Annotated in this window: 19 protein-coding genes; 5 read left to right on the forward strand and 14 right to left on the reverse strand. The window is 43.7% G+C overall.

The features are described 5' to 3' along the window. Window position 1 precedes the first annotated feature (1 nt). The 11 genes from nuoL to ndhC all read right to left on the reverse strand — a co-directional run bounded on the left by nuoL (window position 2) and on the right by ndhC (window position 11954). Window positions 2-1897, reverse strand: coding sequence for an NADH-quinone oxidoreductase subunit L (gene nuoL, locus PV763_RS03415; RefSeq protein ID WP_253148105.1), 1896 nt, complete (start codon window positions 1895-1897; stop codon window positions 2-4). Further along, window positions 1894-2202 carry an NADH-quinone oxidoreductase subunit NuoK gene (nuoK, locus tag PV763_RS03420; protein WP_004280769.1) on the reverse strand — a complete coding sequence of 103 codons (309 nt, stop codon included), beginning with the start codon at window positions 2200-2202 and terminating at the stop codon, window positions 1894-1896. The genes nuoL and nuoK overlap by 4 nt, the downstream gene beginning before the upstream one ends. Next, window positions 2202-2720, reverse strand: a complete 519-nt coding sequence (gene nuoJ / locus PV763_RS03425; RefSeq protein WP_171054322.1) for an NADH-quinone oxidoreductase subunit J — start codon at window positions 2718-2720, stop codon at window positions 2202-2204. Before nuoJ ends, nuoK begins: the two co-directional genes overlap by 1 nt. Continuing rightward, on the reverse strand, window positions 2720-3262 hold the full coding sequence (nuoI, locus tag PV763_RS03430; RefSeq protein WP_004280771.1) for an NADH-quinone oxidoreductase subunit NuoI: 543 nt from the start codon (window positions 3260-3262) through the stop codon (window positions 2720-2722). Before nuoI ends, nuoJ begins: the two co-directional genes overlap by 1 nt. An 18-nt stretch (window positions 3263-3280) precedes the next feature. Continuing rightward, window positions 3281-4297, reverse strand: a complete 1017-nt coding sequence (gene nuoH, locus PV763_RS03435) for an NADH-quinone oxidoreductase subunit NuoH (protein ID WP_004280772.1) — start codon at window positions 4295-4297, stop codon at window positions 3281-3283. A 3-nt stretch (window positions 4298-4300) separates the two neighbouring features. Further along, on the reverse strand, window positions 4301-6979 hold the full coding sequence (gene nuoG, locus PV763_RS03440; protein WP_420937344.1) for an NADH-quinone oxidoreductase subunit NuoG: 2679 nt from the start codon (window positions 6977-6979) through the stop codon (window positions 4301-4303). Between the two features lie 11 nt (window positions 6980-6990). Next, window positions 6991-8322, reverse strand: coding sequence for an NADH-quinone oxidoreductase subunit NuoF (nuoF, locus tag PV763_RS03445; protein WP_044111081.1), 1332 nt, complete (start codon window positions 8320-8322; stop codon window positions 6991-6993). Then, the gene (gene nuoE / locus PV763_RS03450) at window positions 8319-8828 is read right to left on the reverse strand and encodes an NADH-quinone oxidoreductase subunit NuoE (protein WP_004280775.1); all 510 of its coding nucleotides are present in this window, start codon (window positions 8826-8828) and stop codon (window positions 8319-8321) included. The genes nuoF and nuoE overlap by 4 nt, the downstream gene beginning before the upstream one ends. A 14-nt stretch (window positions 8829-8842) precedes the next feature. Further along, the gene (nuoC, locus tag PV763_RS03455; RefSeq protein ID WP_004732074.1) at window positions 8843-10630 is read right to left on the reverse strand and encodes an NADH-quinone oxidoreductase subunit C/D; all 1788 of its coding nucleotides are present in this window, start codon (window positions 10628-10630) and stop codon (window positions 8843-8845) included. 91 nt (window positions 10631-10721) lie between these two features. Further along, on the reverse strand, window positions 10722-11402 hold the full coding sequence (locus PV763_RS03460) for a NuoB/complex I 20 kDa subunit family protein (protein ID WP_004280778.1): 681 nt from the start codon (window positions 11400-11402) through the stop codon (window positions 10722-10724). 6 nt (window positions 11403-11408) lie between these two features. Next, window positions 11409-11954 carry an NADH-quinone oxidoreductase subunit A gene (ndhC, locus tag PV763_RS03465; protein ID WP_004280779.1) on the reverse strand — a complete coding sequence of 182 codons (546 nt, stop codon included), beginning with the start codon at window positions 11952-11954 and terminating at the stop codon, window positions 11409-11411. A gap of 572 nt (window positions 11955-12526) precedes the next feature. On the opposite strand from ndhC, the gene PV763_RS03470 reads away from it, so the two are divergent. Continuing rightward, window positions 12527-12883 (forward strand): hypothetical protein, encoded by a 357-nt coding sequence (locus PV763_RS03470; RefSeq protein WP_420937345.1) that lies wholly within the window; start codon window positions 12527-12529, stop codon window positions 12881-12883. Between the two features lie 68 nt (window positions 12884-12951). Here PV763_RS03470 and bfmS read toward each other — a convergent pair whose 3' ends face one another. Both bfmS and bfmR read right to left on the reverse strand, forming a co-directional pair. After that, window positions 12952-14622 (reverse strand): sensor histidine kinase BfmS, encoded by a 1671-nt coding sequence (bfmS, locus tag PV763_RS03475; RefSeq protein WP_420937346.1) that lies wholly within the window; start codon window positions 14620-14622, stop codon window positions 12952-12954. A 42-nt stretch (window positions 14623-14664) separates the two neighbouring features. Beyond that, entirely contained in the window at window positions 14665-15381 is a 717-nt protein-coding gene (gene bfmR / locus PV763_RS03480) for a response regulator transcription factor BfmR (RefSeq protein ID WP_004280782.1), read from the reverse strand. A gap of 567 nt (window positions 15382-15948) precedes the next feature. On the opposite strand from bfmR, the gene PV763_RS03485 reads away from it, so the two are divergent. The 4 genes from PV763_RS03485 (at window position 15949) to PV763_RS03500 (ending at window position 20762) form a co-directional block, all read left to right on the forward strand. Then, window positions 15949-18786 (forward strand): ribonucleoside-diphosphate reductase subunit alpha, encoded by a 2838-nt coding sequence (locus PV763_RS03485; RefSeq protein ID WP_420937347.1) that lies wholly within the window; start codon window positions 15949-15951, stop codon window positions 18784-18786. A gap of 106 nt (window positions 18787-18892) precedes the next feature. Beyond that, complete coding sequence (locus PV763_RS03490; RefSeq protein WP_005106197.1) at window positions 18893-19174, forward strand: hypothetical protein; 282 nt, start codon at window positions 18893-18895, stop codon at window positions 19172-19174. Between the two features lie 34 nt (window positions 19175-19208). Beyond that, on the forward strand, window positions 19209-19337 hold the full coding sequence (locus PV763_RS03495; RefSeq protein WP_005106195.1) for a hypothetical protein: 129 nt from the start codon (window positions 19209-19211) through the stop codon (window positions 19335-19337). Window positions 19338-19478: 141 nt separating this feature from the next. Next, window positions 19479-20762 carry a ribonucleotide-diphosphate reductase subunit beta gene (locus tag PV763_RS03500; RefSeq protein WP_420937348.1) on the forward strand — a complete coding sequence of 428 codons (1284 nt, stop codon included), beginning with the start codon at window positions 19479-19481 and terminating at the stop codon, window positions 20760-20762. A gap of 136 nt (window positions 20763-20898) precedes the next feature. Here PV763_RS03500 and PV763_RS03505 read toward each other — a convergent pair whose 3' ends face one another. Then, on the reverse strand, window positions 20899-24891 hold the full coding sequence (locus tag PV763_RS03505; RefSeq protein WP_087662164.1) for an NACHT domain-containing protein: 3993 nt from the start codon (window positions 24889-24891) through the stop codon (window positions 20899-20901). Between the last annotated feature and the right edge of the window lie 106 nt (window positions 24892-24997).

Raw genomic sequence — 24997 nt, forward strand, 5'->3', positions numbered from 1 at the left:
TTTATTTCCCCACGACCTGAATCACGATCAAGATCATCAGTAGGACAACGACACCGAGCCCCATACTAGATGCATATTCACGCAGTGAACCGGTTTGACGTGAACTTGTAAAGCTGTGACCACCTTTAACAAGTGCAGGAAGTACCAGCCATAGGCCATCAATTGGATCACGACCAAAGATCTTCGCGAACATTAAATATGGCTTCACGAAAATGAGGTCATACAGCGTATCGAAACCTAATGCATTACGGCAGATATTGACCAAGCCAGCACCCACAGAAGTGGCTGCAAAACGTTTGACTGCATTGTAAGCAAAAGCGAACAACACAACACCCACTGCAAGACCTGTTAACGCAACAGCGATTGCGATGTATTCAGCACCATGTGCACCCGCTTCAAGCGCTTCAGGAATAATGAAGGCTGGAATTTGTGCAGCATCCAGAATACTCATCACTGGTGCTTTCAGAACGATCGCCAGACCTGTTGAAAGTACAGCAAGAATCGCCAGTGGCGCCCAGTAAGTTGCACCTTTGATTTCATGATAAGGCGTGTTTTCTTTGCCGAAGAATACAACCCAGATTAAGCGGAATGTATAAATAGACGTTAAGAATGCACCTGCAACACCCACCCAGTACAGCGTGTTATATACCGGTAAACCAGCAATATGACTTTGCGTCCAGACTGCAGCAAGAATCGCATCTTTTGAGAAGAAACCAATGGTCAGGAATGGAATCGCTGCCAATGCACCGCCACCAATCGCGAAACATGCAAACAGGAATTTGTTCTTGTAGAACAGACCACCCATCTTGAAGATGTTTTGTTCGTGATGGTAAGCCAGAATCACCGCACCTGACGACAAGAACAAGAGTGCCTTGAAGAATGCGTGAGTTAGCATATGGAACAGACCAGCCTGATACGCTTCAGCACCCACCGCCATAAACATATAACCCAGCTGACTCATGGTTGAGTAAGCCAGAATACGTTTGATATCGGTTTGAACCAGTGCAGCAAAACCAGCAACCAGTAAGGTCACCGCACCTGTGATCGAAATAAATACCATCACTTCTGGCGCAAGTTCAAAGACTGCGAACAGACGGCAGCACAGGTAAACACCCGCTGTTACCATCGTTGCAGCATGGATCAATGCAGAAACAGGTGTCGGACCTGCCATCGCATCGGCTAACCATGTTTGTAACGGGATCTGTGCAGATTTACCCGCCGCACCCAAGAACAATAACAATGCTGTCCAGATGGTCAGTGAAGAACTTTGCGTCATTACAGTCGCTGCATTTTCAACGATGTACTGAATGTTCAAGGTACCGAATTGCTGGAAGATCAGGAACATGGCAATCAGCAGGAATACGTCACCGATACGGGTCACCGTAAATGCCTTGATTGCCGCCAGACCGTTTGCAGGGTTCTGGTAGTAATAACCAATCAACAGGTATGAACACAGACCTACACCTTCCCAACCCAGGAATAACAACGCCAGGTTGTCACCCAAAACAAGCAATAACATGCTTGCAACGAACAGGTTGAAGTAAGAGAAGAAACGTGCAAAGTCTTCTTCACCGCGCATGTACCATGATGCAAAGATGTGAATTAAGAAACCCACACCAGTGACCATACCCAGCATCAATAAAGACAAGCCATCCAGCTGCAAGCTGATGCCCGGAGCAAAACCGCCAACACTGAACCAGGTCCAGAGATGTTGCACAACTGCAGTTGAACCATTATTAACAAAGTCCATACCTGCGATCAGTGCGAACAGTGCAGATAAACCGACTGCACCGACACCAATCATTGCTGCAACAGATTCCGGAAGCTTGTTGCGCCCCGCCGCTAACAGGACAAAACCAATGAGCGGAAATAAAATTGTTAGATATAAATAACTCATCCGCGCATCTCACTAGCAGCATCCACATCCAGGTGATGGAAGCGATGATAGAACTGAAGGACGATCGCAAGACCAATACAAGCCTCTGCCGCAGCAAGCGTCAGGATCAGGATAAACATGATCTGACCATCTGGCTGTGCCCATGCACTGCCCGCCAGGACGAACGCCAAAGCAGCAGCGTTCATCATGATTTCAAGGCTCATTAAAATAAATAGTAGGTTGCGTCGCACCATTACACCGTAAAAACCCAGTGCAAAGAGAATAGATGCAACGATCAAACCATGCTCTAAAGGGATGTTGCCCATTATTCTTTTTCCTCTTCTGCATCTGGTTCACGTTTACCTAAATGGAATGCAGCTACTAGGGCAGCAAGCAATAACATCGCGGCAACTTCAACCAACAACAAGTATTGCGTAAAGAGTGCTTGACCCACTGCTTTCGGGCCCACCATTTCTGTACCCATTACCAGTGAAGCTTGTGTGTAATCAGAGTTTAATACCCATACCAGTACCAAGCCGATCAGGAAGCTCATCAACGCCGGATAAGCCCAAGCCGATGAGGTCAACCATTTGCGTTCTTGTTCAACGGTCTGCTCACCCAGGTTCAGCATCATCACTACGAACACGAACAACACCATGATCGCGCCCGCATAAACAATCACTTCCAGCGCACCAGCGAATGGTGCACCCACGATCAGGAACATGCCTGCGACTGCAAGCAATGACACGATCAGACTTAATAAAGCATGTACCGGATTCGCGTTAGTGACCACGCGAACCGTAGAGACAATGGCCACGAGGGCCATTAAATAAAATGGCCACATCATGGTAATAGACTCCGTACATCAACAGGTGCACTTTCACGCTGTGCTTGACCTTTGTCCTTACCAGCAACTGCCATACCGGTGACACGGTAGAAGTTATAGTCAGGATATTTACCAGGACCAGAAATCAGCAGGTGTTCTTTTTCATAGACCAAGTCCTGACGAACATATTCGCCAAGCTCGAAGTCCGGGGTCATCTGAATCGCAGTGGTTGGACACGCTTCTTCACACATACCGCAGAAAATACAACGCGAGAAGTTGATACGGAAAAATTCCGGATACCAGCGACCATCTTCACGTTCTGCTTTTTGTAGTGAAATACAGCCTACCGGACAGGCAACCGCACACAGGTTACATGCCACACAGCGTTCTTCGCCATCAGGGTCGCGTGTCAATACGATACGACCACGGAAGCGTGGTGGCACAATTTCTTCGGCCGGCACTTCCGGATATAAAATGGTGTCACGTTTACGTGTTGCGTGGCTGAACACCATCCACAACGAACGAACGATTGACCCGAATCCAGCTAGAAATTTAAACATTTTGTTCTCCCTGCTGTCTTAGGCCTGATTCATCAGAATCACAGCACCAGTTACCAAAAGGTTAACCAACGCCAATGGCAAGCAAATTTTCCAACCAAAGTTCATCACCTGGTCATAACGTGGACGCATTAAAGAACCACGCGCCAGTACAAACATCATTACAAAGAATGCTGTTTTGATAATGAACCAGAATGCTGCTGGAAGGAACGGAATATCAAGGTTGAATGGCGCAAGCCAGCCACCGAAGAATAAAGTCACGATCAATGCAGAGATCAGTACCACGTTGACGTATTCCGCAACGAAGAACATCCCCCATTTCATACCGCCGTATTCGACATGGTAACCTTCTGCCAGTTCCTGTTCTGCTTCTGGTTGGTCAAATGGGTGACGATGCGTTACCGCCACACCTGCAACCACGAAGATCAAGAAACCTAGGAACTGAGGAATCACAAACCAGACATCTTTTTGCGCTTCAACGATTTCACGCATGTTGAATGAACCGGCAATTGCCACCACACCCATCAACGAGATACCCAAGAACACTTCATACGAAATGGTTTGAGCTGCAGAACGTAAACCGCCCAGTAAGGCATATTTGTTGTTTGATGACCAGCCACCGAACAGGACTGCATAAACTGCAATACCCGCCATTGCCATAAAGAACAACAGGCCGATGTTCATGTCTGCTACACCTAAATAAGGTGATACAGGAATAACCATGAACGACAGCACCGCAGTTGCCATCGCAACTGCTGGCGCCATACGGAAAGTCAATTTGTCAGCAAACTTAGGTGTCCAGTCTTCCTTGAACATGATTTTCAGCATGTCGGCAACAATCTGGAACATACCACCCGGACCAACACGGTTCGGACCGTAACGGTCTTGCCACAAGCCGAGTAAACGACGTTCAATAAAAGACATCAACGCAGCGATCAGTACTACAACCAGCAAGATCACAATCGCTTGAATGACTGAATAGGCAATTGGCCAGTTTTCAGCCCACAGCGGCGTTTGACGGATTAATTCTTGTTCCATGAATTACACTCCTACCGCGACTGAAACAGGCTCTGCAAGAGATACCGTCGGTGCCAGACCGATTGGGTAGCCAATATAACCTGTCGGTAAATATTCAATCACTTGAACTGGAAGAACGATTGATGTCTCACCTGCTTTCACCGTGATTGTCTGACCATCTTGAACATTCAGGCGCGCTGCATCCTGCTCACCCACTGCAAATACCGCTTCAGGAATACGCGTTTCCATCGCTGGTGTTTTTACCGTGAATTCACCTGAACCAAAAATATGGTGCATCGGTACTAGACGGAAGCTTTCAGCATTGACCAGAACAGGTGCCGGTGCAACGAATGTACGTGCCGGACGTTTTGCCAAACGGTCGAATAAACGAACGCCTGAATCACCACCTTTCAGTGAACCACCCACAGTTTCCTGGAACTTGTTCCAAGCTTGTGGCGAGTTCCAGCCTGCAGACCATGCAAATGGAACCAGTGGAGATGGAGTCTGGTCTCCGACATAACCTTCCATCGAGAATGTTAATGCAGAGTCTTTATCTGTAGGCTGTTTCGGCTCATGTACAGACAATGGCGAACGCATTGAAGTACGACCTGAGTAACGACGTGGTTCACGTGCCACTTTCAAGCCATGAACACGGAAGCCCGCATCAGGTGCAACATCCAGAATGCCTTCAAGCGCAGGAACGTTTTTCGCCACTGACTCGATCACATCATCCAGTAAAGTCCAAGAAATCGCTTTGCCTTTTACGCCTGTTTCCAAAGCGTGTAACCAGCGCCAAGATTCCTTGATCGCCAATTCAGGATTGTAGTAGCTTGGGTCATACACTTGATAGAAACGTTGTGCACGGCCTTCTTGAGATACAACCGTACCATCACCTTCAGCAAACGATGCAGCAGAAAGCACGATATCGGCTTTTTTCACTGTTGCAGTTTCAGAGTGATCCAGTACGATCACATCTTTACCTGCAAGTGCAGCATCGACCTGTGCAGCAGGAAGACGACGGTAAAGGTCGTTTTCAACCACAATCACAGTATCGTAATCTTGTGCAAATGCTTGCTCTAGGCTTTGACCACCCAAGATCGCCATACCCATCGAGTTCACTTCAGGAACCGTCAAGGTCAGACCTGCATTACCCAGATTCTGTGCAACTTGTGCAGCAGCTTCCATAATGGCAGGATCTTGCAAGCTTGTACCCGAGATGACCAGTGGTTTCTTCGCAGCTTTTAAAGTGTCCGCAATGGTTTGTGCAAATGCTTTGGCATCGTCATCTAAACCAAGAATCGTTTCACCCGCAACTGCTGCAGCAACTGCAAAACCTAAACGCGCGATATCGTTTGGAGAAGCAACCACTTCGCCTTCAGCAACATCAGACAAACGGGTTTGTGTCGCAGCCAGGATATAAATCGGAGATTTTGCATCTTGGGCAATACGTTGTACCGGCTCAGCTAACCATTCTTGGGTACGGCGCTCTGCCGCCATCTCTTTGCCTTTATTTTTCGCAGCTTGGCGAACAGATAAAGCCATACGAGGCGCAGTTTGCGTTAAGTCTTCACCTAAGATCAGAACTGCATCGTAGCTTTCAATTTCACGCATGTTCGGGTTGTATACCCCCTCGGTTTGCATGATAGAAGCTGCCAATTCAACCAGGTTTTGCTCTTTTTGAGACAGACCTGTTGAGAAGTTCTCTTGACCCACCAACTCACGAAGTGCGAAGTTTGATTCAAGTGATGCACGCGGTGAACCAATACCCAATACTTTTTTGCCCTGGATATTTGCAATGACCGTGTCTAGTGCTGCATCTACTGAAACAGTTTCAACAGTTGCACCTTGACGGAATTGTGGTTGACGCGGACGGTCTTCACGGTTCACATAACCTGTACCGAAACGGCCTTTGTCGCATAGGAAGTACTGGTTGACTTCACCGTTATAACGGTTTTCTACGCGGCGAAGTTCGCCATAACGTTCACCCGGAGAGATGTTACAACCTGAAGAACAGCCTTGGCATACGCTTGGCGCATACTGCATGTCCCATTTACGGTTGTAGCGAGCCGAATGAGTTTTGTCTGTGAATACACCTGTTGGACATACTTCAGTCAGGTTACCCGAGAATTCAGACTCTAAAGTGCCTGATTCCGGACGGCCGAAGTATACACGTGATGCGTTGGCATACACGCCGAAGTCCGTACCACCTGCGTAGTCTTTGTAATAACGCACACAACGGTAACACGCGATACAACGGTTCATTTCGTGGGAAATGAATGAGCCAAGCTCCTGGTTGTAATGGGTACGTTTGGTGAAACGGTAGCGACGACGGTCATGCTGCGTCATTACAGTCATATCTTGTAAATGACAGTGACCACCTTCTTCACAGACTGGACAGTCGTGCGGGTGGTTGGTCATCAAGAATTCAACAATCGAAGCACGGAAATCTTTGGCTTCTTTGTCTTCAATCGAGATGTAGGTATTGTCAGATGCAGGCGTCATACATGACATGACCAAACGGCCACGCGTATCTTCTGGATTCGCGTACTGGGTCACAGCACATTGACGGCAAGAGCCGACAGAACCTAAGGATGGATGCCAACAAAAGTATGGGATATCAATGCCAAGACTCAAACATGCTTGTAGCAAGTTTTCCGAGCCGTTGACTTCATACGATTTGCCATCGACATGAATTGTAGCCATAGTCGAATTCCTTAAGCTTGTTCTACGTTGCTGGTTTGAGCGGCGGCATTCACAACCTTCGCTTCAAATTCGCCACGGAAATATTTGAGTGCGCCCATAAGCGGCTCCATTGCACCCGGTGCGTGGGCACAGAAAGTTTTACCAATCCAAAGCTTACGAGTCAGTTCTTGTAAGTGATCGATATCTTCTTTCTTACCTGTGCCATCTTCCAGTGCTTTCAGCGCTTTCACAGCCCAAGGTAAGCCATCACGGCAAGGCGTACAGAAACCACATGATTCGCGTGCAAAGAATTCTTCTAGGTTACGTGTCGCTGAAACCATACATTGGGTTTCATCTACCACCATCAATAAGCAAGTTCCTAAACGCGAACCTGCCTTCATGATGCTTTCCGCATCCATAGGAAGATCAATATGCTCGGCAGCCAGGAAGTCAGTTGATGCACCGCCCGGTAACCATGCTTTCAGTTTCAAACCGTCGCGCATACCACCAGCATGTTCTTCAATCACTTCACGTGCTGTCGTACCAAATGGAAGCTCCCATAGACCCGGGAATTTTACCTTACCTGATGCACCATAAATCTTGGTGCCTGGATCTTTCGACTTACCCGCAGACAAGTTGATATACCATTCAGGACCACGCAGCATGATGGCTGGTAAGTTGTTGTAGGTCTCTACGTTGTTGACAATCGTAGGACGACCCCAAGCACCTGCAACTTGCGGGAATGGCGGTTTAGTACGCGGGTTGGCACGGCGACCTTCTAGCGAGTTAATCAATGCAGTTTCTTCACCGCAGATATAACGACCCGCACCGGTATGCACGTGTAACTCGAAGTTCCAGCCTGTACCAAGGATGTTATCCCCTAAGTAACCTTTGGCACGAACTTGCTCAAGTGCTTCATTTAAGTACTGAGCAGCTTCAATGTACTCGCCACGGATAAAGATATAACCGTGTGTTGCTTCAAGCGTATAGCCTGCAATCAGCATGCCTTCGATCAATTGATGCGGAAGATCTTCCATCAACAAACGGTCTTTAAAGGTACCTGGTTCCATCTCATCGGCATTACAAATCAGGTAACGTGGACCTGAGTTGTCGTTTGGCGCCATGAGTGACCATTTAATGCCTGCCGGGAAGCCTGCACCACCACGACCTTTAACAGTCGCTGCCTTAACCACTTCCAATACATCTTTAGGCGACATGGTCAGTGCTTTTTTAAAGCCTGCATAACCTTCCAGCGCTTCGTAATCATCTGCATTACGCACGTTGGCTTGTTTGCTTAAACGCCATGTTAATGGATGCGTTTCCGGGTTACCGTCGCCATAAATTGGTTTTGGTTCAGTATTCATACATACTTCTCCAACAGCTGTTTCACCGAAGTCACTTCAACCAGACCGTGCGTGTCTTCATCAATCATTAAGGTTGGACCTTTGTCACAGTTGCCCAGGCAGCAAATTGGCAGCAAAGTGAAACGACCATCTGCAGTCGTTTGACCAAATTGGATTCCTAATTCGCGCTGGAATGCTTCTGCCAAAGTTTCCGCACCCATCAAGAAACACGCAATCGAATCACATAACAAAATTACGTGACGACCGACCGGCTGACGGTAAATACGGTTATAGAACGTTGCCACACCTTCAAGGTCTGCAACGCTCATGCTCAGCATTTGTGCGATGGCATTCATTTGCGCATCATCTACCCAGCCATTACGGCGTTGTACACACTTTAGCGCATCTAGACACGCTGCACGTGGGTATGGGTAGTGCCCCATGTGATGTTCGATATCGTGAATTTCGTCAGCAGTCAAAATTCCTTCAACATTCACACGTGGCTTTTTATCAGTCAAAATCATCATAATGCGTTTACCCCTTAGCGATCCACGTCAGCCATTACGACGTCAATGGTCGCTAAATAAATGATTAAGTCAGACATTAAGCTGCCGTTAATCACAGAAGGCATTTGCTGTAAATGCGTGAAGGTTGGTGTACGGATACGGGTACGGTAACTCATGGTTGACTTGTCTGAAGTCAAGTAGTAGTTCGACGCGCCTTTCACCACTTCCGCCATCACAGATGCTTCACCCGCCGGCATTACAGGACCCCAAGATACACTCAGGAAGTGCGTAATCAAGGTTTCAATATCTTGTAATGTCTTGTCTTTTGGTGGTGGAACAGCCAGTGGATGGTCTGCTTTGTACGCACCAGACGGCATATTATCTAAACATTGTTTGATAATTTTCAGTGATTCTTCGATTTCACGGTAGTGAACGATGACACGTGCATAGGCATCGCCTTCGTACTCCACTGGCACTTCGAAGTCGTAATTTTCATAACCGCTATATGGACGGTATTTACGTACGTCAAAGTCGATACCTGTAGCGCGTAGACCTGTACCTGTTACACCCCAAGCCAATGCAGATTTTGCATCGTATTGCGCAACATTACGGGTACGACCCACAAACACCGAGTTTTTCAGCGCCGCAGTATGGTATTCCTTCAAACGTTTTGGCATCCAGTCCAGGATTTCACGGATCAAGTGCTGCCAGTTGTTTGGAAGGTCATGTGCTGTACCACCGATACGGAACCATGCCGGGTGCATACGGTAACCGGTGATCGCTTCGATCGCGTCATAGATTTTTTGACGATCGGCGAACATGTAGAAGACTGGCGTCATACCGCCGGCATCTTGAATTGCAGTACCGATAAACAGCAAGTGGTTATTGATACGGAACAGTTCAGACATCATCACGCGGATACATTGCGCACGGTCAGGTACAGTAATACCGGCCATTTGCTCTACGCCAAGCACGTAAGGCATGTTTTGCGCACAACCACCGAGGTAGTCAACACGGTCTGTATACGGAATGAATGAATGCCAGGTTTGACGTTCAGCCATCTTTTCCACACCACGGTGGTGATAACCGATATCAGGTACACAGTCTTTCACTTCTTCACCGTCCAGCTGCAAGATCACACGGAACGCACCGTGCGCAGATGGATGGTTCGGACCCAAGTTCAGGAACATGAAGTCTTCATCGGCATTGCCGCGCTTCATACCCCAATCTTCAGGGACGAAGCGAAGATGTTCCTGTTCGTAGTCCTGTTTGGCTTTATCTTGCAAATACGGCGTATATTCAGTCGCACGTGCAGAATATTCTTTACGTAGCGGATGACCTTCCCAATAGGTTGGCAACAAGATACGACGGAGCATTGGATGCCCTTCGAAATTGATCCCGAACATATCGTAAGCTTCACGTTCGTACCAGTTGGCATTTGGCCAAATATTGGTTGCCGTCGGAAGATTCAAATCGCTTTCTGCTAAGGCAACTTTAATACGAATGTCAGTATTACGCTCGAGCGACAACAGGTGATAGAACACGGTGAAGTCAGACGCAGGTAAACCGTCGCGGTGCGTACGCAGACGCTCATCTACCGCTGACAAGTCGAACAACATCACGTAAGGACGTGACACTGTACGCAAGAACATTAAAACTTCTTGTACACGTGCGCGCTCAACCCAGACTGTCGGGAAATCCTCGAAAGTCGTTTGCACAAAGAAGTTCTCACCAAATTTGGTTTTGAGTTCTTCAATGATGGCAAATGCTGGGCGTGAATCAACAGGCGTTGATTCTGGCATAGCAATGTCAGTTTCAGCCATTGGCTTGGCTTCCTATTTAATACAAATTCAGTCAACCTAAACGACAATTACACCCATAGCGGGTGCACAACAAAACAACCTGTCGTTTAAATTATTTAATTTCATCCATAGAGCGTAAGTTCTTCACAGCAACACGCTGGTCTTTCTTACGGTCACGTTCCGGCATCATCTTTGGCTTATACACTGGCTTAAGATCATCACCGATCACCGCAGAAAGCGGACGACGCTCTAGTTGAATCTGGTCTTGCAACAGCATCAATGCCTGAATCAAAGCTTCAGGACGTGGTGGGCAACCTGGAATATACACATCGACCGGGATGATTTTATCCACACCTTGTACGACTGAATAAATATCGTACATACCACCTGAGTTGGCACATGCACCCATTGAAATGACCCATTTTGGTTCAAGCATCTGTTCGTACAGACGCTGAATTACTGGCGCCATTTTTACGAAGCAAGTACCCGCTACAATCATTAAGTCCGCCTGACGCGGTGAAGCACGGATAACCTCGGCACCAAAACGTGACAAGTCATGCACGCCGGTCAAGGTCGTTGCATATTCTACGTAGCAGCAAGATGTACCAAAGTTAAATGGCCAAACTGAGTTTTTACGACCCCAGTTGACTGCTGTATGTACCACATCCTCTAAGCGAGTCATGAATACATTTTTATTCACTTCTTCTTCTAGCAACGGATCTTCTACAACAATACGTTCCTGAAGTGGATATTGGTCAGCATTCGGATTCGCACGGGTTAATGTATATTTCATCCCGTCTTACTCCTTATCAGATAATTGAGTTTGTGACTTTTTCACAAAACCAGATGATTGAGCCGGGATTTGACCCGTTGGATCCATCACCAATTCTTCAATCGAGTTGAAGCGCGTAATTTCTGCAAGATCCATATTTGGCGAACCAATCTTAGCTTTAATTCCTGCTGCCTTACGTCTGTCTGAAGGTGCCCAATTGAGTGCGCCTGTCGATAATTCGTAAATCAAACCAACAAGTAAAACTATGATAAAGATAGCTGCAGTTGCAAAACCAATCCAACCTACCTCACGAACAGAAACTGCCCATGCATATAGATAAAGTGCTTCTAAATCAAACACCACAAAGAAAATTGCAACTAAATAGAACTTTGCAGACAAGCGGATACGAGCTCCACCTGCGCTAACTACACCTGACTCAAACTGCTCCTGCTTGGCACGGCCCCATGATTTACCCCCGAGGAGTAATGGGACAGTCAGCATAAAGACGCATAAAAATGTAACGCCGATCACGAAGGCAATAATTGCCCATTCGTATGGAGTAATAGCACTCATGCGGGGATAACTCCTGGCAGGCCTATTTGTTAACAAAGAATGTATGTATTGGCCTTCAAATACACCAAACACAAAATTAATCCCGCCAATTGTACCTGATTTTGGATTTCACTTGCTAGTTTATAAGCCTTAGTCTTTGGGATGATTTTTTAGACATTTCAGCATTTAATTTGACTTTAATCATTCAGAATTCGTTTTAATCGTTTTCCTAAATTAAATTTTAATTATCTATTAATTTTTTTGTAAATAGCGCTACCAGAAAATAGACTGATCGATGAGCTGCTTTTCTCGCCCACCCATTTAGATATAGTCCTTTTCACGATTGAATCCAAGTTAAATCGGATAAAAACTTATTTTAACAACTATTTTTCAGTCCAAACCATTTGATTTAACTTGATATTTAATGTGATTTTTCAAACTTAACGGTTGATTTACCCCCTGCAGCCGCTTGCTAATCTTAGATTCACAATTGTGTCTTTTTGCAACATGCTCAACGGACTGATTCAGAATATGTTATTTCTATTTCTAAATCACATCATGACATTAATAAAGTAACAATAAGGAGTCCTTGCATGTCTCTACACTTCTCTCATCGGCCTAATTATTTTTTATTTGCTCAATTACTGGTTCGACATATAGAAAATTACATCCAGAAAAATCCTAACATAAGCCAGGCAGCTTTTGACTTACGCGATATCCATGCACTTTTTCAAGAGGACCACGCTTCTTCCAGCATCAATTTGGATGGCATTATGAATATCGCTGACGAATATAAAGTCGAAACGTTATCAGGCGACCAGAAACTGATTCAGCGCTATAATGTCGATGCGAAAAATACCAAACTGTTGATCGACTTTAACCCTGAAGCGCTACAAAGCTTAAAAGAGGGTAAATCACTGATTGAACCTGATGCGACCATTCAGGAATAAAAATCGCTCCCAATAAAAAAACGATGCCGATGCATCGTTTTTTTATGACTAAAATCATTCACACAATATCAAGCTAAATGATCGCTCGCTTCCTCAGGCTTTTTTTCTAGCATCTTGCGCTTACTCTTCTTGACATAACGTTGTGCCGGCCAGGTCATGGTAAAACGCGCACCACCCAGCGTCGGACTTTGATCCACCTGAATCGTGCCACCAAACCAGTACGCAATCCGGCTGACAATCGACAAACCTAAACCATAACCACCCGACGCACGGGTACGGCTATCATCCAGTCGGGCAAAGGCTTCAAAAATGCGGGCACGATCTATTTCTGGAATTCCCGGGCCATCATCTTCAACAGAGACATAGGCCTGACCATCCTGATCCAGACCACCACTGATCAGCACCTTATTGTCGCAATAACGCACCGCATTGCCGACCAGATTCTGAATTACGCGATGCAGATAACGGCGTTCTGCCTCAACCACCACATCAGGCATTGAATGTAGCTCAATGATTTTCTCGGTTTTTAATGCTTCAGTTTCCAGAGCTACCTGATTCAGCACTTCAAACAGATTGACCTTTTCAAACTCGATCGAAGGCATGCCCTGTTCTAGCTTGGCATAGGTCATGATCTCGTCAATCAGGGTATTCAGCGCCTCAATATCTTTATCAATCTGTTCGACCTGTTGCAGACGATAATCGTAATCATCTTCATCTGCCATCATTTCCACACCAAAACGAATCCGTGCTACTGGTGTACGCAGTTCATGCGACACCGCACGCATCAGTTCACGCTGGGCTTCAATCAGGCGCTGAATATGATCAGACATATTATTAAAGCTAGAGGCCAGCGTTGCCATTTCGTCACTTCCTTCTACAGGAAGACGCAATGACATATTACCGGTTTTCATTTTGTTTAAGGCATAGCTGACTTCACGCAACTTGCGCTGCATCGGCACCAGCAAACCATACACCCCCAGACTCAGCACAAACAGGCTCAATAAAGTAATACCGGTGGCCAACTGGAATGGCATCCAGTTAAACAATGGCACCGGCCCCATCACCAAGACTTGTGAGGTCGAACCTGGAATTGGCGAAATAATTGAAATGGTAGTGCCACGGATTGAGGCACTATCCCGATACAAAATGATACTGTGATCAAGACGCAAGCGCCCGATCTGCTCGGAATCTAAAGGTAAGCTCTGTACGTTTTCAATCGATACCGGATAAGAAAAATGATCCTGAATAGCGGACAGATATTCTTTTTCCTGACCCGGATAATAGACCAGATAATCCAGAATAAAGACCGGCAGCGCCTTCATCTGGCGCTCGGTGATACTGTCGGCCTTTATATACAGGTAATGATTCGGGTCATCGCGCAGCCCCACCACAATATAGGCAATGCCGGTTTTGGCATCCCAGCGCACCACGGCTTTACGATCTGCAATACGGCGACCTTCAGCACGTGTGATATCCACCTTGCTGGCTTCTACATAGTGAATTGGCAATTCCAGCAAATCAGAAGCATCGGAAACCCAATCCATCTTTTGCTGAAGATTTGGCTGGCGTGCGACCCCTTCACTAATGATATATGCCATACCATCAGTCAGGGATTCGCGATATTCTTGCGCACGCTGATAGTTGATAATCTGTACCAACAAATAGCCGAACACCGCCACCAAGACGACAAGGATGACGAGTCCTGCGTATATACGCAAAAATATACTGTGTTTAAACACCTATAATTTATCCTGCTTGTTCAAGCAACAAACCACATTTGCTTAAAGACCATTGGTCTCTTTAACAAAAAGATAACCCTTACTACGTACTGTTTTAATACGCTTCGGATTTTCTGGATCGTCACCGATTTTTGGACGGATACGAGAAATACGCACATCGATTGAACGGTCTTGACCATCATATTCGATACCACGTAAACGCTCGAAAATATCTTCGCGAGAGAGAATACGGCCAGCATTCGATGCAAGCAACCATAACAGGTCATATTCTGCACTGGTAAAATCAACCAGATCGCCATTTAAGGTCACTGAACGGCCGCCATTGTCGATGACCAGATCATCAAATTCGATGCGCTGTGCCACTTCATCTTCAGGCACCTTGTCAGTACGACGCAGCAATGCACGAATACGTGCCAGCAATACACGTGGCTGAACCGGTTTAGCGACATAGTCATCTGCACCCATTTCCAGACCCAAAACCTGATCCATGTCTTCAGTACGCGCAGTCAACATCAAAATCGGCTGATGATAATGTGGACGCACTTCACGGCAAATGGTCAAGCCATCCGCACCTGGCAACATCACATCCAGCACCACCATATCTGGCTGCTCGGCAATAATCCGACGAATGGCACGGTTACCATCCGGCTCTACCCCCACCTCAAGTCCGTTACGAATGAGGTATTCTTGCGTTAAACGGGCAAGACGCTCGTCATCTTCAACAATTAAAATCTTGGGTAACTTTTCTTCTTGGCTCATGTATTGCCCCTTATTTGGTGGATCTACGCTATAGGCGTATCCTTTTGAAATCCAATAGATACGTTTTTAATATGCTTGCAATATACACACGTTTACATTGTAAACAAGATAGCGTTCACCAAACTGATACATCAAGATAGCATTTTGTAATATTTTATCGTGCATTTTTTGGACAATTATGCTTGAAACAGTGGCTTAGATCTGATTTGCGATTTACACAACTATTACATGGACAAAATATGACTGCTTGATTCAGCACTTTTTAGTTATCCACAGTGTTATCTATAAGCACTTTCTTTTGACTTTGTTATGCTATGCCTTGCCTGATAAGGCTTATACAAAAATCAATAAAAATAGCGATATTTTTACAAGGATTAAAGCACAACTTAAGAAAAATATTTAGCTAAATGTCAATATTGATCTACCCTAAATTTTCCCGTATCTTGTGTTCAATTAATTTTAAAACCACTAGGTCTTGTGTTTATTCCTCAAACACTGTGGCATGAATTTTGCCCAGTTCAAACGGTCTATAAACATAAAAATAGATGACAACGGAGCTATGCTAACATGAGCGTAATCACTTCAACTCCTGGTCAACTTCAGGTGATTAAACGCACCGGTGATGTTGCCGCTTTTGATGCAGAAAAAATTTCTGTCGCAATTGGTAAAGCGTTTTTGGCGGTTGAAGGCCAACAAAGCGCTGACTCGAGCCGGATCCATGATCGTATCGAGCAACTGACGGAAATGGTATTAAATACCTTTAAACGTCGTTTACCTTCTGGCGGAACGATTCATATTGAAGAAATTCAAGACCAAGTTGAACTTGCGCTAATGCGTACGGGCGAACAGAAAGTTGCACGCTCTTATGTCATTTACCGTGAACAACGTTCTGAAGCACGTAAACAGTTAGGTGCTCATCATCACCCGACCCTGCAAATTACCGATGCTGAAGGCAAACTCAAGCCACTAGATTTAAGTGCTTTAACTGCGCATGTTACTAAAGCAGCAGAAGGCCTTGAAGGGATTGATGTACAAGCGATTGTCGATGAGACCGTGAAAAACTTGTACAACGGCGTAAAAGAGTCTGACATCTCGACCACGATGATGATGGCGACCCGTACCCGTATCGAGCAAGAACCTAACTATACATATGTGACTGCACGTTTATTGCGTGATGACCTGGTTGCGACTGGTTTGAAATTCCTGGGTCTACCTGTAGATACAGTTGAAGGTGATGCGCTAGAAACTTACCTGAAAAAAGGGATTGAGCTTGAGCTTCTTTCTCCAGAGTTGTTGAACTTTGACCTGGCGAAACTGGCTGCTGCGATTCAACCGGAACGCTCTAACCAGTTTACTTACTTGGGTCTGCAAACTTTATTTGACCGTTACTTCATCCATTCAGATGGTGTACGTTTCGAACTTCCGCAATTGTTCTTTATGCGTGTTTCTATGGGCTTGTCGCTCAATGAAGAAAACCGTGAAGACCGCGCGATTGAGTTCTATAACTTATTGTCTAGCTTCGACTACATGGCTTCTACGCCGACCCTGTTTAACTCAGGTACGCTACGTCCACAATTATCTAGCTGTTACTTGACTACAATTGATGATGACCTGTACGACATCTATGGCGCAATGCGTGATAACGCAATGCTGTCTAAATGGGCAGGTGGTTTAGGTAATGACTGGACGCCAGTTCGTGCCTTGAACTCATACATCAAAGGGACTAACGGTAAGTCGCAAGGTGTTGTTCCATTCCTTAAAGTAGCGAATGATACGGCTGTTGCGGTTAACCAGGGCGGTAAGCGTAAAGGTGCAGTATGTGCATACTTAGAAACCTGGCACCTGGACATCGAAGAATTCCTTGAACTGCGTAAGAACACGGGTGATGACCGTCGTCGTACCCATGACATGAACACTGCGAACTGGGTTCCTGACCTGTTCATGCAACGTGTATTCGAAGATGCTGAATGGACTTTGTTCACCCCTTCTGAAACGCCTGATCTGCATGATTTGACTGGTGCAGAATTCGCTGAGCGTTATGCACATTACGAAGCGATTGCCAAAGAAACAAACATGTTGCACAAGAAAATCCGTGCAAAAGATTTGTGGCGCAAAATGCTGTCGATGCTGTTTGAAACTGGTCACCCGTGGATCACATTCAAAGACGTATGTAACCTGCGTTCACCACAACAACACGTAGGTGTAGTTCACTCTTCTAACTTATGTACAGAAATTACGCTGAACACCAGCAAAGAAGAAATCGCAGTATGTAACCTGGGTTCAATCAACCTGGTACAACACGTTCAAGGTGGTGTTCTTGATCGCGAAAAACTGGCGCGTACAGTTAAAACAGCCGTTCGTATGCTCGACAACGTGATCGACATCAACTACTACGCTGTTCCGCAAGCGCGCAACTCGAACCTGAAACACCGTCCAGTGGGTATGGGTATCATGGGCTTCCAGGATGCACTATACGAAATGAACCTGGCTTATGGTTCTGATGCTGCGGTTGAGTTTGCTGATGAATCGATGGAAGTGATTTCTTACTACGCGATTTCAACATCGAGTGATTTGGCTGTTGAACGTGGTACATACGAAACATTCAAGGGTTCATTGTGGGATCAAGGTATTCTGCCAATCGACTCGCTTGATCTGGTTGCGAAAACTCGTCCTGAACGCATGTTCGAAGTCGACCGCACTCAACGTCTGGACTGGGACACTTTACGTGCCAAAGTTCAAAAAGACGGTATGCGTAACTCGAATGTGATGGCAATTGCTCCGACTGCTACGATTTCAAACATTTGTGGCGTGTCGCAATCTATTGAGCCTACATTCCAGAACTTGTATGTGAAATCAAACCTGTCTGGCGAATTCACCGTGATTAACCCGTACCTGGTACGTGCGTTGAAAGAACGTGGTCTTTGGGATGCCGTGATGGTCAATGACCTGAAACACTTCGAAGGTTCTGTGCAGAAGATTTCTCGTATTCCTGAAGAGCTTAAAGCCATCTTCGCGACTGCGTTTGAAGTTGAAACGCGCTGGATCGTAGATGCTGCATCACGCCGTCAAAAATGGATCGACCAGGCGCAGTCTCTTAACCTTTACATCGCTGGTGCAAACGGTAAGAAACTGGACATCACTTACAAAATGGCCTGGTTACGTGGTCTTAAGACGACTTACTACCTACGTGCATTGGGTGCGACTTCTGCCGAGAAATCAACCATTAACACTGGCGCATTGAATGCAGTTAAACCTGCAACTGTTGCGGCTCCTGTTGCGGCAGTAGCTCCGGTGGTTGAAGCGCAAAAATCTGAAGCTCCTGCAGAGGAAGAAGGTTTTGCTCAAGCGGCGCCAGTGCCAATGGCATGTTCAATTGACAATCCTGATTGTGAAGCTTGTCAATAATTAACTAAAGGTATCGAACTCAGAAATTAGGCTACTCACGTGGCCTCTCTGGAAATTCTCTAAACGTTAGGCTACGTATAGCGTAATTTTTCTGAAAGGAAGAATTATGAAAAAAAGAAAAGATATCTTTGGTCGAAAAATTGATTTAACCAGAGAAGAGCGTAAGTCTCTTCAAAGATTTGTAAGTGTAGCGATTACGGCTATTTGGTTTTGGCGATTTAGAGATTTGCCAATCATCTATAGCTTGCTTAATTGTCTCACTTGTATGTTCACAGAGTTTTTAAGACTTCTTAAAAAGAGTTGGGAATTATCTATAGTGCTAGCTATACCTTATTTTGCAGCAAAGTTCGCACTATATTTTATTCATTTGAGTCAGCCTATCATTTGATAGGCTAACTATAAAAATAAAGGAAATCACCATCATGCCTCCAATGACTCATAACTACATGTTAGGACTTGCGGCATTGCTGATTTCCTTTGGTATTACCTTTTATTTACCCATTGCTTACTTCTGGTTCAAAGTTCGCCAGCAGCGTAAGCAAAATAAGTAGTGGGGATCATTGCTCCTGTATAAAACTAGAGCATTCATCAACAAAACTTAATTTTGCTTACACAAATTAAGCGTATAGTAAGACATCTCAGCCAAGCTGAATGTCTCATAAAAGATATAAAGCAACGTAGAGAGAATTGATATGTCTATCCTAAGTTGGGACGATTTCGAAAATGATTCGCAAAAACCGGCTGCACCTGAACAGCAGCCTGCGCCCGTCGAGCCGCAAAAAGCGACTAATTCACAGATGGTATCTGATGCAGGCAACACATCGCCGGATGTGGCAGCTGCACAACCCCTTAGAGCCACTCAAAACCGAGGATCAAATCCAACCGATTCGCTGGCAAGAGCATCTGCTTCCCTAGAGCAACTTGATGTTGCACCGGGCCTGGAAGAGCTTGAAATGGGTGCGCAACGTGTACAGGTTGACGACAAGGCGATGATCAACTGTCGTGCAGACTTGAACCAGCTTGTTCCATTCAAATACGAATGGGCTTGGCAGAAGTATCTGGACGGATGTGCAAACCACTGGATGCCGCAAGAAGTCAACATGAACCACGACATCGCGCTGTGGAAGTCTGAAAATGGCTTGACTGAAGATGAACGTACCATCGTGATGCGTTCACTCGGTTTCTTCTCGACTGCGGATTCACTGGTTGCAAACAATCTGGTACTGGCGATTTATCGTCATATTACCAACCCTGAATGCCGTCAGTACATCTTGCGTCAGGCGTTTGAAGAAGCGATTCACACGCATGCTTACCAATACTGTATCGAGTCGTTAGGCATGGATGAAGGCGAAGTCTTCAACATGTACCGCGAAGTACCAAGTGTTGCACGTAAAGCGGCGTGGGGCCTGAAATATACCCAGTCTTTAAGTGATCCTACTTTCAAAACTGGTACACCTGAAAACGACCAGATTCTGCTTCGCAACCTGATCGCATTCTACTGTGTCCTTGAAGGTATCTTCTTCTATTGCGGTTTCAGCCAGATCCTGTCGATGGGCCGTCGTAACAAGATGAATGGTGTTGCAGAGCAGTTCCAGTACATTCTGCGTGATGAGTCAATGCACCTGAACTTTGGTATCGATATGATCAACCAGATCAAGATCGAAAACCCGGGTCTATGGACCACTGAATTCCAGGAAGAAATCATCCAGATGATTCTTGAAGGTACGATGCTTGAAATCGAATACGCACGTGACACCATGCCACGCGGTGTACTTGGCATGAATGCGGGCATGATGGAAGAATATCTGAAGTTTATTGCCAACCGTCGTCTGGCGCAGTTAGGCTTGCCTGAACAGTTCGCTGGTGTGAATAACCCGTTCCAGTGGATGTCGGAGATGATGGACTTGCGTAAAGAGAAGAATTTCTTTGAGACGCGTGTTACGGATTATCAGACCGGCGGTGCTTTAAGCTGGTAAGGTTTAGCGTCACGCGACACATAAGTTGTCATTTGCGACACATAAAATGTCATTGAGCGACACATAAGTTGTCATTGAATAACCGCCATTAATGGCGGTTTTTTCTTTAATCTAAATTGGATTTTAGTAACATGAGTTAATCTAATTTAACTATTTGATCATCGTTCCAAACATAAACTTGTTTATGCAAGTGTTGATTAGTTCTGAAATATTCATGTATCTCTTCATCCCCTTTATAGTTTTGCCCTCTTTCTCCCCATAATATCCATACAAATGTTTGTCCAGTTTCTATAAGATATTTTTGAAAAAGATCTTTTCTTAAATATAATAAATGACCTTTCAAATTCTCATCAGAAGATTTCAATGTTCTAAAAATAGAGGCTACCCCGTCAAAATCATATAAGTCTGGATCACCATTATGGTATTTTAGACCTAATCTCTGACATAATTCAGGATTCGGAAAGTCTATTCCTCCTGCTTGATTCAAAGAACTGTGATAAGACTCCCAAGAATAAGATTGCACAGGAACTTCTATTAAAAAACTAGATGCATCCCATTCATCCAAATTCACCCGACTATTTACATTTTCATTTAGTTCTAAAAATGAATTCCCCAAAACCATTTCACCTGCGTATTTATAGTGATTTTCAGGAATTCGTGGCAGAGCATTATTACCAAGATAATCCTTATTACAAAAAAATTCACTTATCGTAGAGACATGTTCATTTGCAACAAAAAAGCCTCTCATAAATGTAAAGATTTCACGATAATCCGTTTTTGAATCCTCTTGTATAAATCCATTCAGTAAAATCCAGCTATCAGTTTCGTTAAACTGCTGAGTCTCTAAGATATCCAAGTAGTTAGGAATTGGTCCATTTAAAATCCACGCACCAATATCCTTTGGAGAATTAGTAAATATATCTGTAGTCTCTGGATTCCAAGAGTTTTCTACTTTAGGGAATGTGGGATCGATACTCACATCACTACATCTTTCATTACCACGCCAATCATCTAAAAGCTCCCTATCAGCCTTCCATCCATACATTTCATAGAACGCAATCCAGCTATATTTTTTTCCATATCTATCTATTTTTACATCACGATCATAATAAGAACTCGAACCTATATCTCTATCAATCTCTTGAAATTTTTCAGGTAGATATCCAAGCTGGATCATTCTTTTCAAAATAGTCTTACGTGTCTCAATATAGTTAGGATGTGAATCATCATAATTACGTCTATCCGGAATTAATCTTCCAATAGTGTAATTATTAAAATCCATACGAAGGGCTAATTTTTTGACTTCAATTATTTTCTCTTCACTTATATCAGGGAGACTATCAAACAGATTAGGTAAATGTTGATAAGGTTTTTGACAATAATCTAAATATTCTTGACTGACAAAATTTCGATTTACTGTTAAAGCATAATTAATAGTACCTAGTAAATATTCTCTCAAAATTGTATGAGTAGTAGAGTATTCAGAATTAGGTAAAAAACAATTTTCTATAATTTGTTGGGCGAAACCACAAACATTACTATTTATTTTTTCTACATCAATAAAATCTGCACTTAAAATAGCCCCATACGCTGCAGCAAAAGTTCTTTCTGGCACATATGGATCCGTAATATCTAATGAATTAATTGCCATCTCAAAGAATGTTTTTGGATCTTTTTTTGCATATATAGAAAGTACTTTTGTTGCTTGATCCCTTAAATCTCTATGGTTAGTTGTTAATAACCATTGAACCCATAAAGCTCGACCTTTCTCACTAGAACCAATTTCTATTCGAGACCATCTTTTTTCAAGAACCTCTAGGTCATTTTTAAGTTCTCTATAATTTCTTCTTATCCATTCAGACCATGTTAAATCACGGTATGTATTTCCCATAGCTCTTAAAGCTTTATCTAAGAAGCTTGCATCAAAGGGATGAGCATATGCCGACCGAGTAGTTTTCAGCTTGGTAAATGCTTTAGAAGCAAATTGCTCTGAGGATAATAAATATTTCTGGAATTCCTCTATTGTTTCTCTATTGATAAGAGCTGCTTGCTCTTGAGTTGTTTGTAAAAGAGCACGTTCTTTAAAATCACCTTCTAACAATTGCCAAAGATGTTTTCTCACATAATATTTAGGATATAGACCAACTAATGAGTTAAAAACATCATAAGCCAGGGTATTTGAATGTAGTTGACCATACTGAATTTTATGAATATTTTGCCTAATCCAACTATTAAAATCACCTTTTAAAAGGTATTCAGCTATTTTAAACCCAGCCATTAAATCATAAGAAAAACCTATCTCATGATTACCATTTTGTGATCTATACTTTAATAATATACCCTCGGATTCAAGGCTTTTTATTAAGCTGCTTCCTGACCTCACGACTTCATTAGCAATACTACGAGCCTGATTAAAATCTAATGTCCTATAATTTTCTGTCCATAACACTTCAGCAATTTTCAATAAGGTATCTTCAATATCTTCATGATATAACCTTTGATTTGACGGAGATAAATCTACAATATGATCAATTGCTTTTTCAAAGTATTTCTCAAATATAGCAACTTGAGAACGGGGTAATGCTTCTACACCTACAACTCTTCTTCTTTCTGAATTTGCTGATTCACAATAAAGTCTTAATGTTAAAGGATGTGTAAGTAGTTCGATTGGTATATCTGCATCTAAAGCATCTATTTTGTAATGTTCAAAATAACAATGTATCGCCGCAATTGGATCATCTACAAACCCATTCAACTCAAAAGTTGGAATTGTTTCTGGAATACAATCTTTATAAAACTCTCCTCTTAAAGTTAGCACTAGTAATATATTTGGATAGTTTTCTAGTAATGCATTTGCTTTTGCTACTTCATTTCTCCAATTTCTTGGGTCTTCAGATTCACTTAGCCCATCAATTACAATTGGAATACGTTTACAAAGGCGTTGACCTGCTGCATCTACTGCTTCTAAAAGATCCTCAAATGTATTAATAGGTCGTCCATATATCTTAAAACTTTTGACTAAATGATCTAAATTTTCGCCTGCATGTAAATCTTTTCCTAAAAAAAGGACTCCAGCATTAATGCCATCTCTTGGTCTACATATTTCTAAAGCAAGATCTGTTTTACCATCGCCAGCCTTACCAACGATAGTAATGACCTTGGCATTTAAAGCATTTCTTACCTTTTTTATTTCTTCTGAAAAAGCATAAAAATCTGCTAACAAATTTGCTGCAAACATAGCAGTATGGCTTCTATTAGCTCGTAATCGAGCTATCGTTTTCCTATATTTAGACCAATCACAACTTAAATCTTCAACCAAAAGCTCTTTTGCTTTTTCAAAATTTCCTGCTGCCAACTCTGAAAATAAACAATCTAAAAAACCACTCAATCTTTCCCCATCAGCTATAAAATCGGGCAAGGTTGTTTTGACATAGCTATCCTCAAGATTAAGTGCATCTTTGACTATTTTTAAATTATTGTTTATAGATTTCTCAAGGCTATCTAGTGAGTCCCAAGAGGAGTGTCTTCCTAAACATTTTTCAATTATCTTTTCAGCTTTAACCGTTTGGTGCACTTCAGGTTGAAACTTCTTACTATGAGTAGATGCTATGATTTGATAATGTTGATTTAACACTTGTTCATCAATTACCAACTCACCAAAATAAGCCTCTCGCAAAGCTAATGCTGGTCCAACCAATAAACTCTCAATGTCATCGCAAGTTTGAAGATGTAGTTTAAATGGATAATTAGCTTGCAATCCATAAAACCACTCTTGATCGCCCTCTGTAAGAATATATTTAGTCCATAAAACCCAATCCGTTAAGTGAGGTAAATATTTCTTAGACTTATTAAGTCCATCAACAATTTTATCTTTTCTAGTTGTTCCTATTGCTCGTGCTCTAGGCAAGTCATACCATTTACATTGCCATCCATACCATCGTGTAGAACCTCCCAAAGCACAGTCTTGGTCTAACTTTAGATGGAACTCGACCCCAGCCTGATTAGCAAGCTCTTTAAAAGAACCATATTGACCATAGTGTCTTCTTATTAATGATCTACAAAGCTTTTCAAAATTTACGTCAGCTGCACCAGATAAATTTTCAAATTTACTCCAATCAAGATGAGACATTCTATTATTCTTCCCCAAATTTCTCAGGATTCTCAGGATTCTCAGGATTCTCAGGATTCTCAGGATTCTCAGGATTCTCAGGATTCTCAGGATTCTCAGGATTCTC

It is taken from the genome of Acinetobacter sp. AS5 (assembly GCF_048957595.1).
Lineage (GTDB): Bacteria > Pseudomonadota > Gammaproteobacteria > Pseudomonadales > Moraxellaceae > Acinetobacter.

Bases quoted from the DNA above. Each gene is read 5' to 3' on its own strand.
- nuoL (WP_253148105.1), bottom strand. From the start codon at position 1,897: ATGAGTTATTTATATCTAACAATTTTATTTCCGCTCATTGGTTTTGTC.
- nuoK (WP_004280769.1), bottom strand. From the start codon at position 2,202: ATGGGCAACATCCCTTTAGAGCATGGTTTGATCGTTGCATCTATTCTC.
- nuoJ (WP_171054322.1), bottom strand. From the start codon at position 2,720: ATGTGGCCATTTTATTTAATGGCCCTCGTGGCCATTGTCTCTACGGTT.
- nuoI (WP_004280771.1), bottom strand. From the start codon at position 3,262: ATGTTTAAATTTCTAGCTGGATTCGGGTCAATCGTTCGTTCGTTGTGG.
- nuoH (WP_004280772.1), bottom strand. From the start codon at position 4,297: ATGGAACAAGAATTAATCCGTCAAACGCCGCTGTGGGCTGAAAACTGG.
- nuoG (WP_420937344.1), bottom strand. From the start codon at position 6,979: ATGGCTACAATTCATGTCGATGGCAAATCGTATGAAGTCAACGGCTCG.
- nuoF (WP_044111081.1), bottom strand. From the start codon at position 8,322: ATGAATACTGAACCAAAACCAATTTATGGCGACGGTAACCCGGAAACG.
- nuoE (WP_004280775.1), bottom strand. From the start codon at position 8,828: ATGATGATTTTGACTGATAAAAAGCCACGTGTGAATGTTGAAGGAATT.
- nuoC (WP_004732074.1), bottom strand. From the start codon at position 10,630: ATGGCTGAAACTGACATTGCTATGCCAGAATCAACGCCTGTTGATTCA.
- PV763_RS03460 (WP_004280778.1), bottom strand. From the start codon at position 11,402: ATGAAATATACATTAACCCGTGCGAATCCGAATGCTGACCAATATCCA.
- ndhC (WP_004280779.1), bottom strand. From the start codon at position 11,954: ATGAGTGCTATTACTCCATACGAATGGGCAATTATTGCCTTCGTGATC.
- PV763_RS03470 (WP_420937345.1), top strand. From the start codon at position 12,527: ATGTCTCTACACTTCTCTCATCGGCCTAATTATTTTTTATTTGCTCAA.
- bfmR (WP_004280782.1), bottom strand. From the start codon at position 15,381: ATGAGCCAAGAAGAAAAGTTACCCAAGATTTTAATTGTTGAAGATGAC.
- PV763_RS03485 (WP_420937347.1), top strand. From the start codon at position 15,949: ATGAGCGTAATCACTTCAACTCCTGGTCAACTTCAGGTGATTAAACGC.
- PV763_RS03490 (WP_005106197.1), top strand. From the start codon at position 18,893: ATGAAAAAAAGAAAAGATATCTTTGGTCGAAAAATTGATTTAACCAGA.
- PV763_RS03495 (WP_005106195.1), top strand. From the start codon at position 19,209: ATGCCTCCAATGACTCATAACTACATGTTAGGACTTGCGGCATTGCTG.
- PV763_RS03500 (WP_420937348.1), top strand. From the start codon at position 19,479: ATGTCTATCCTAAGTTGGGACGATTTCGAAAATGATTCGCAAAAACCG.
- PV763_RS03505 (WP_087662164.1), bottom strand. From the start codon at position 24,891: ATGTCTCATCTTGATTGGAGTAAATTTGAAAATTTATCTGGTGCAGCT.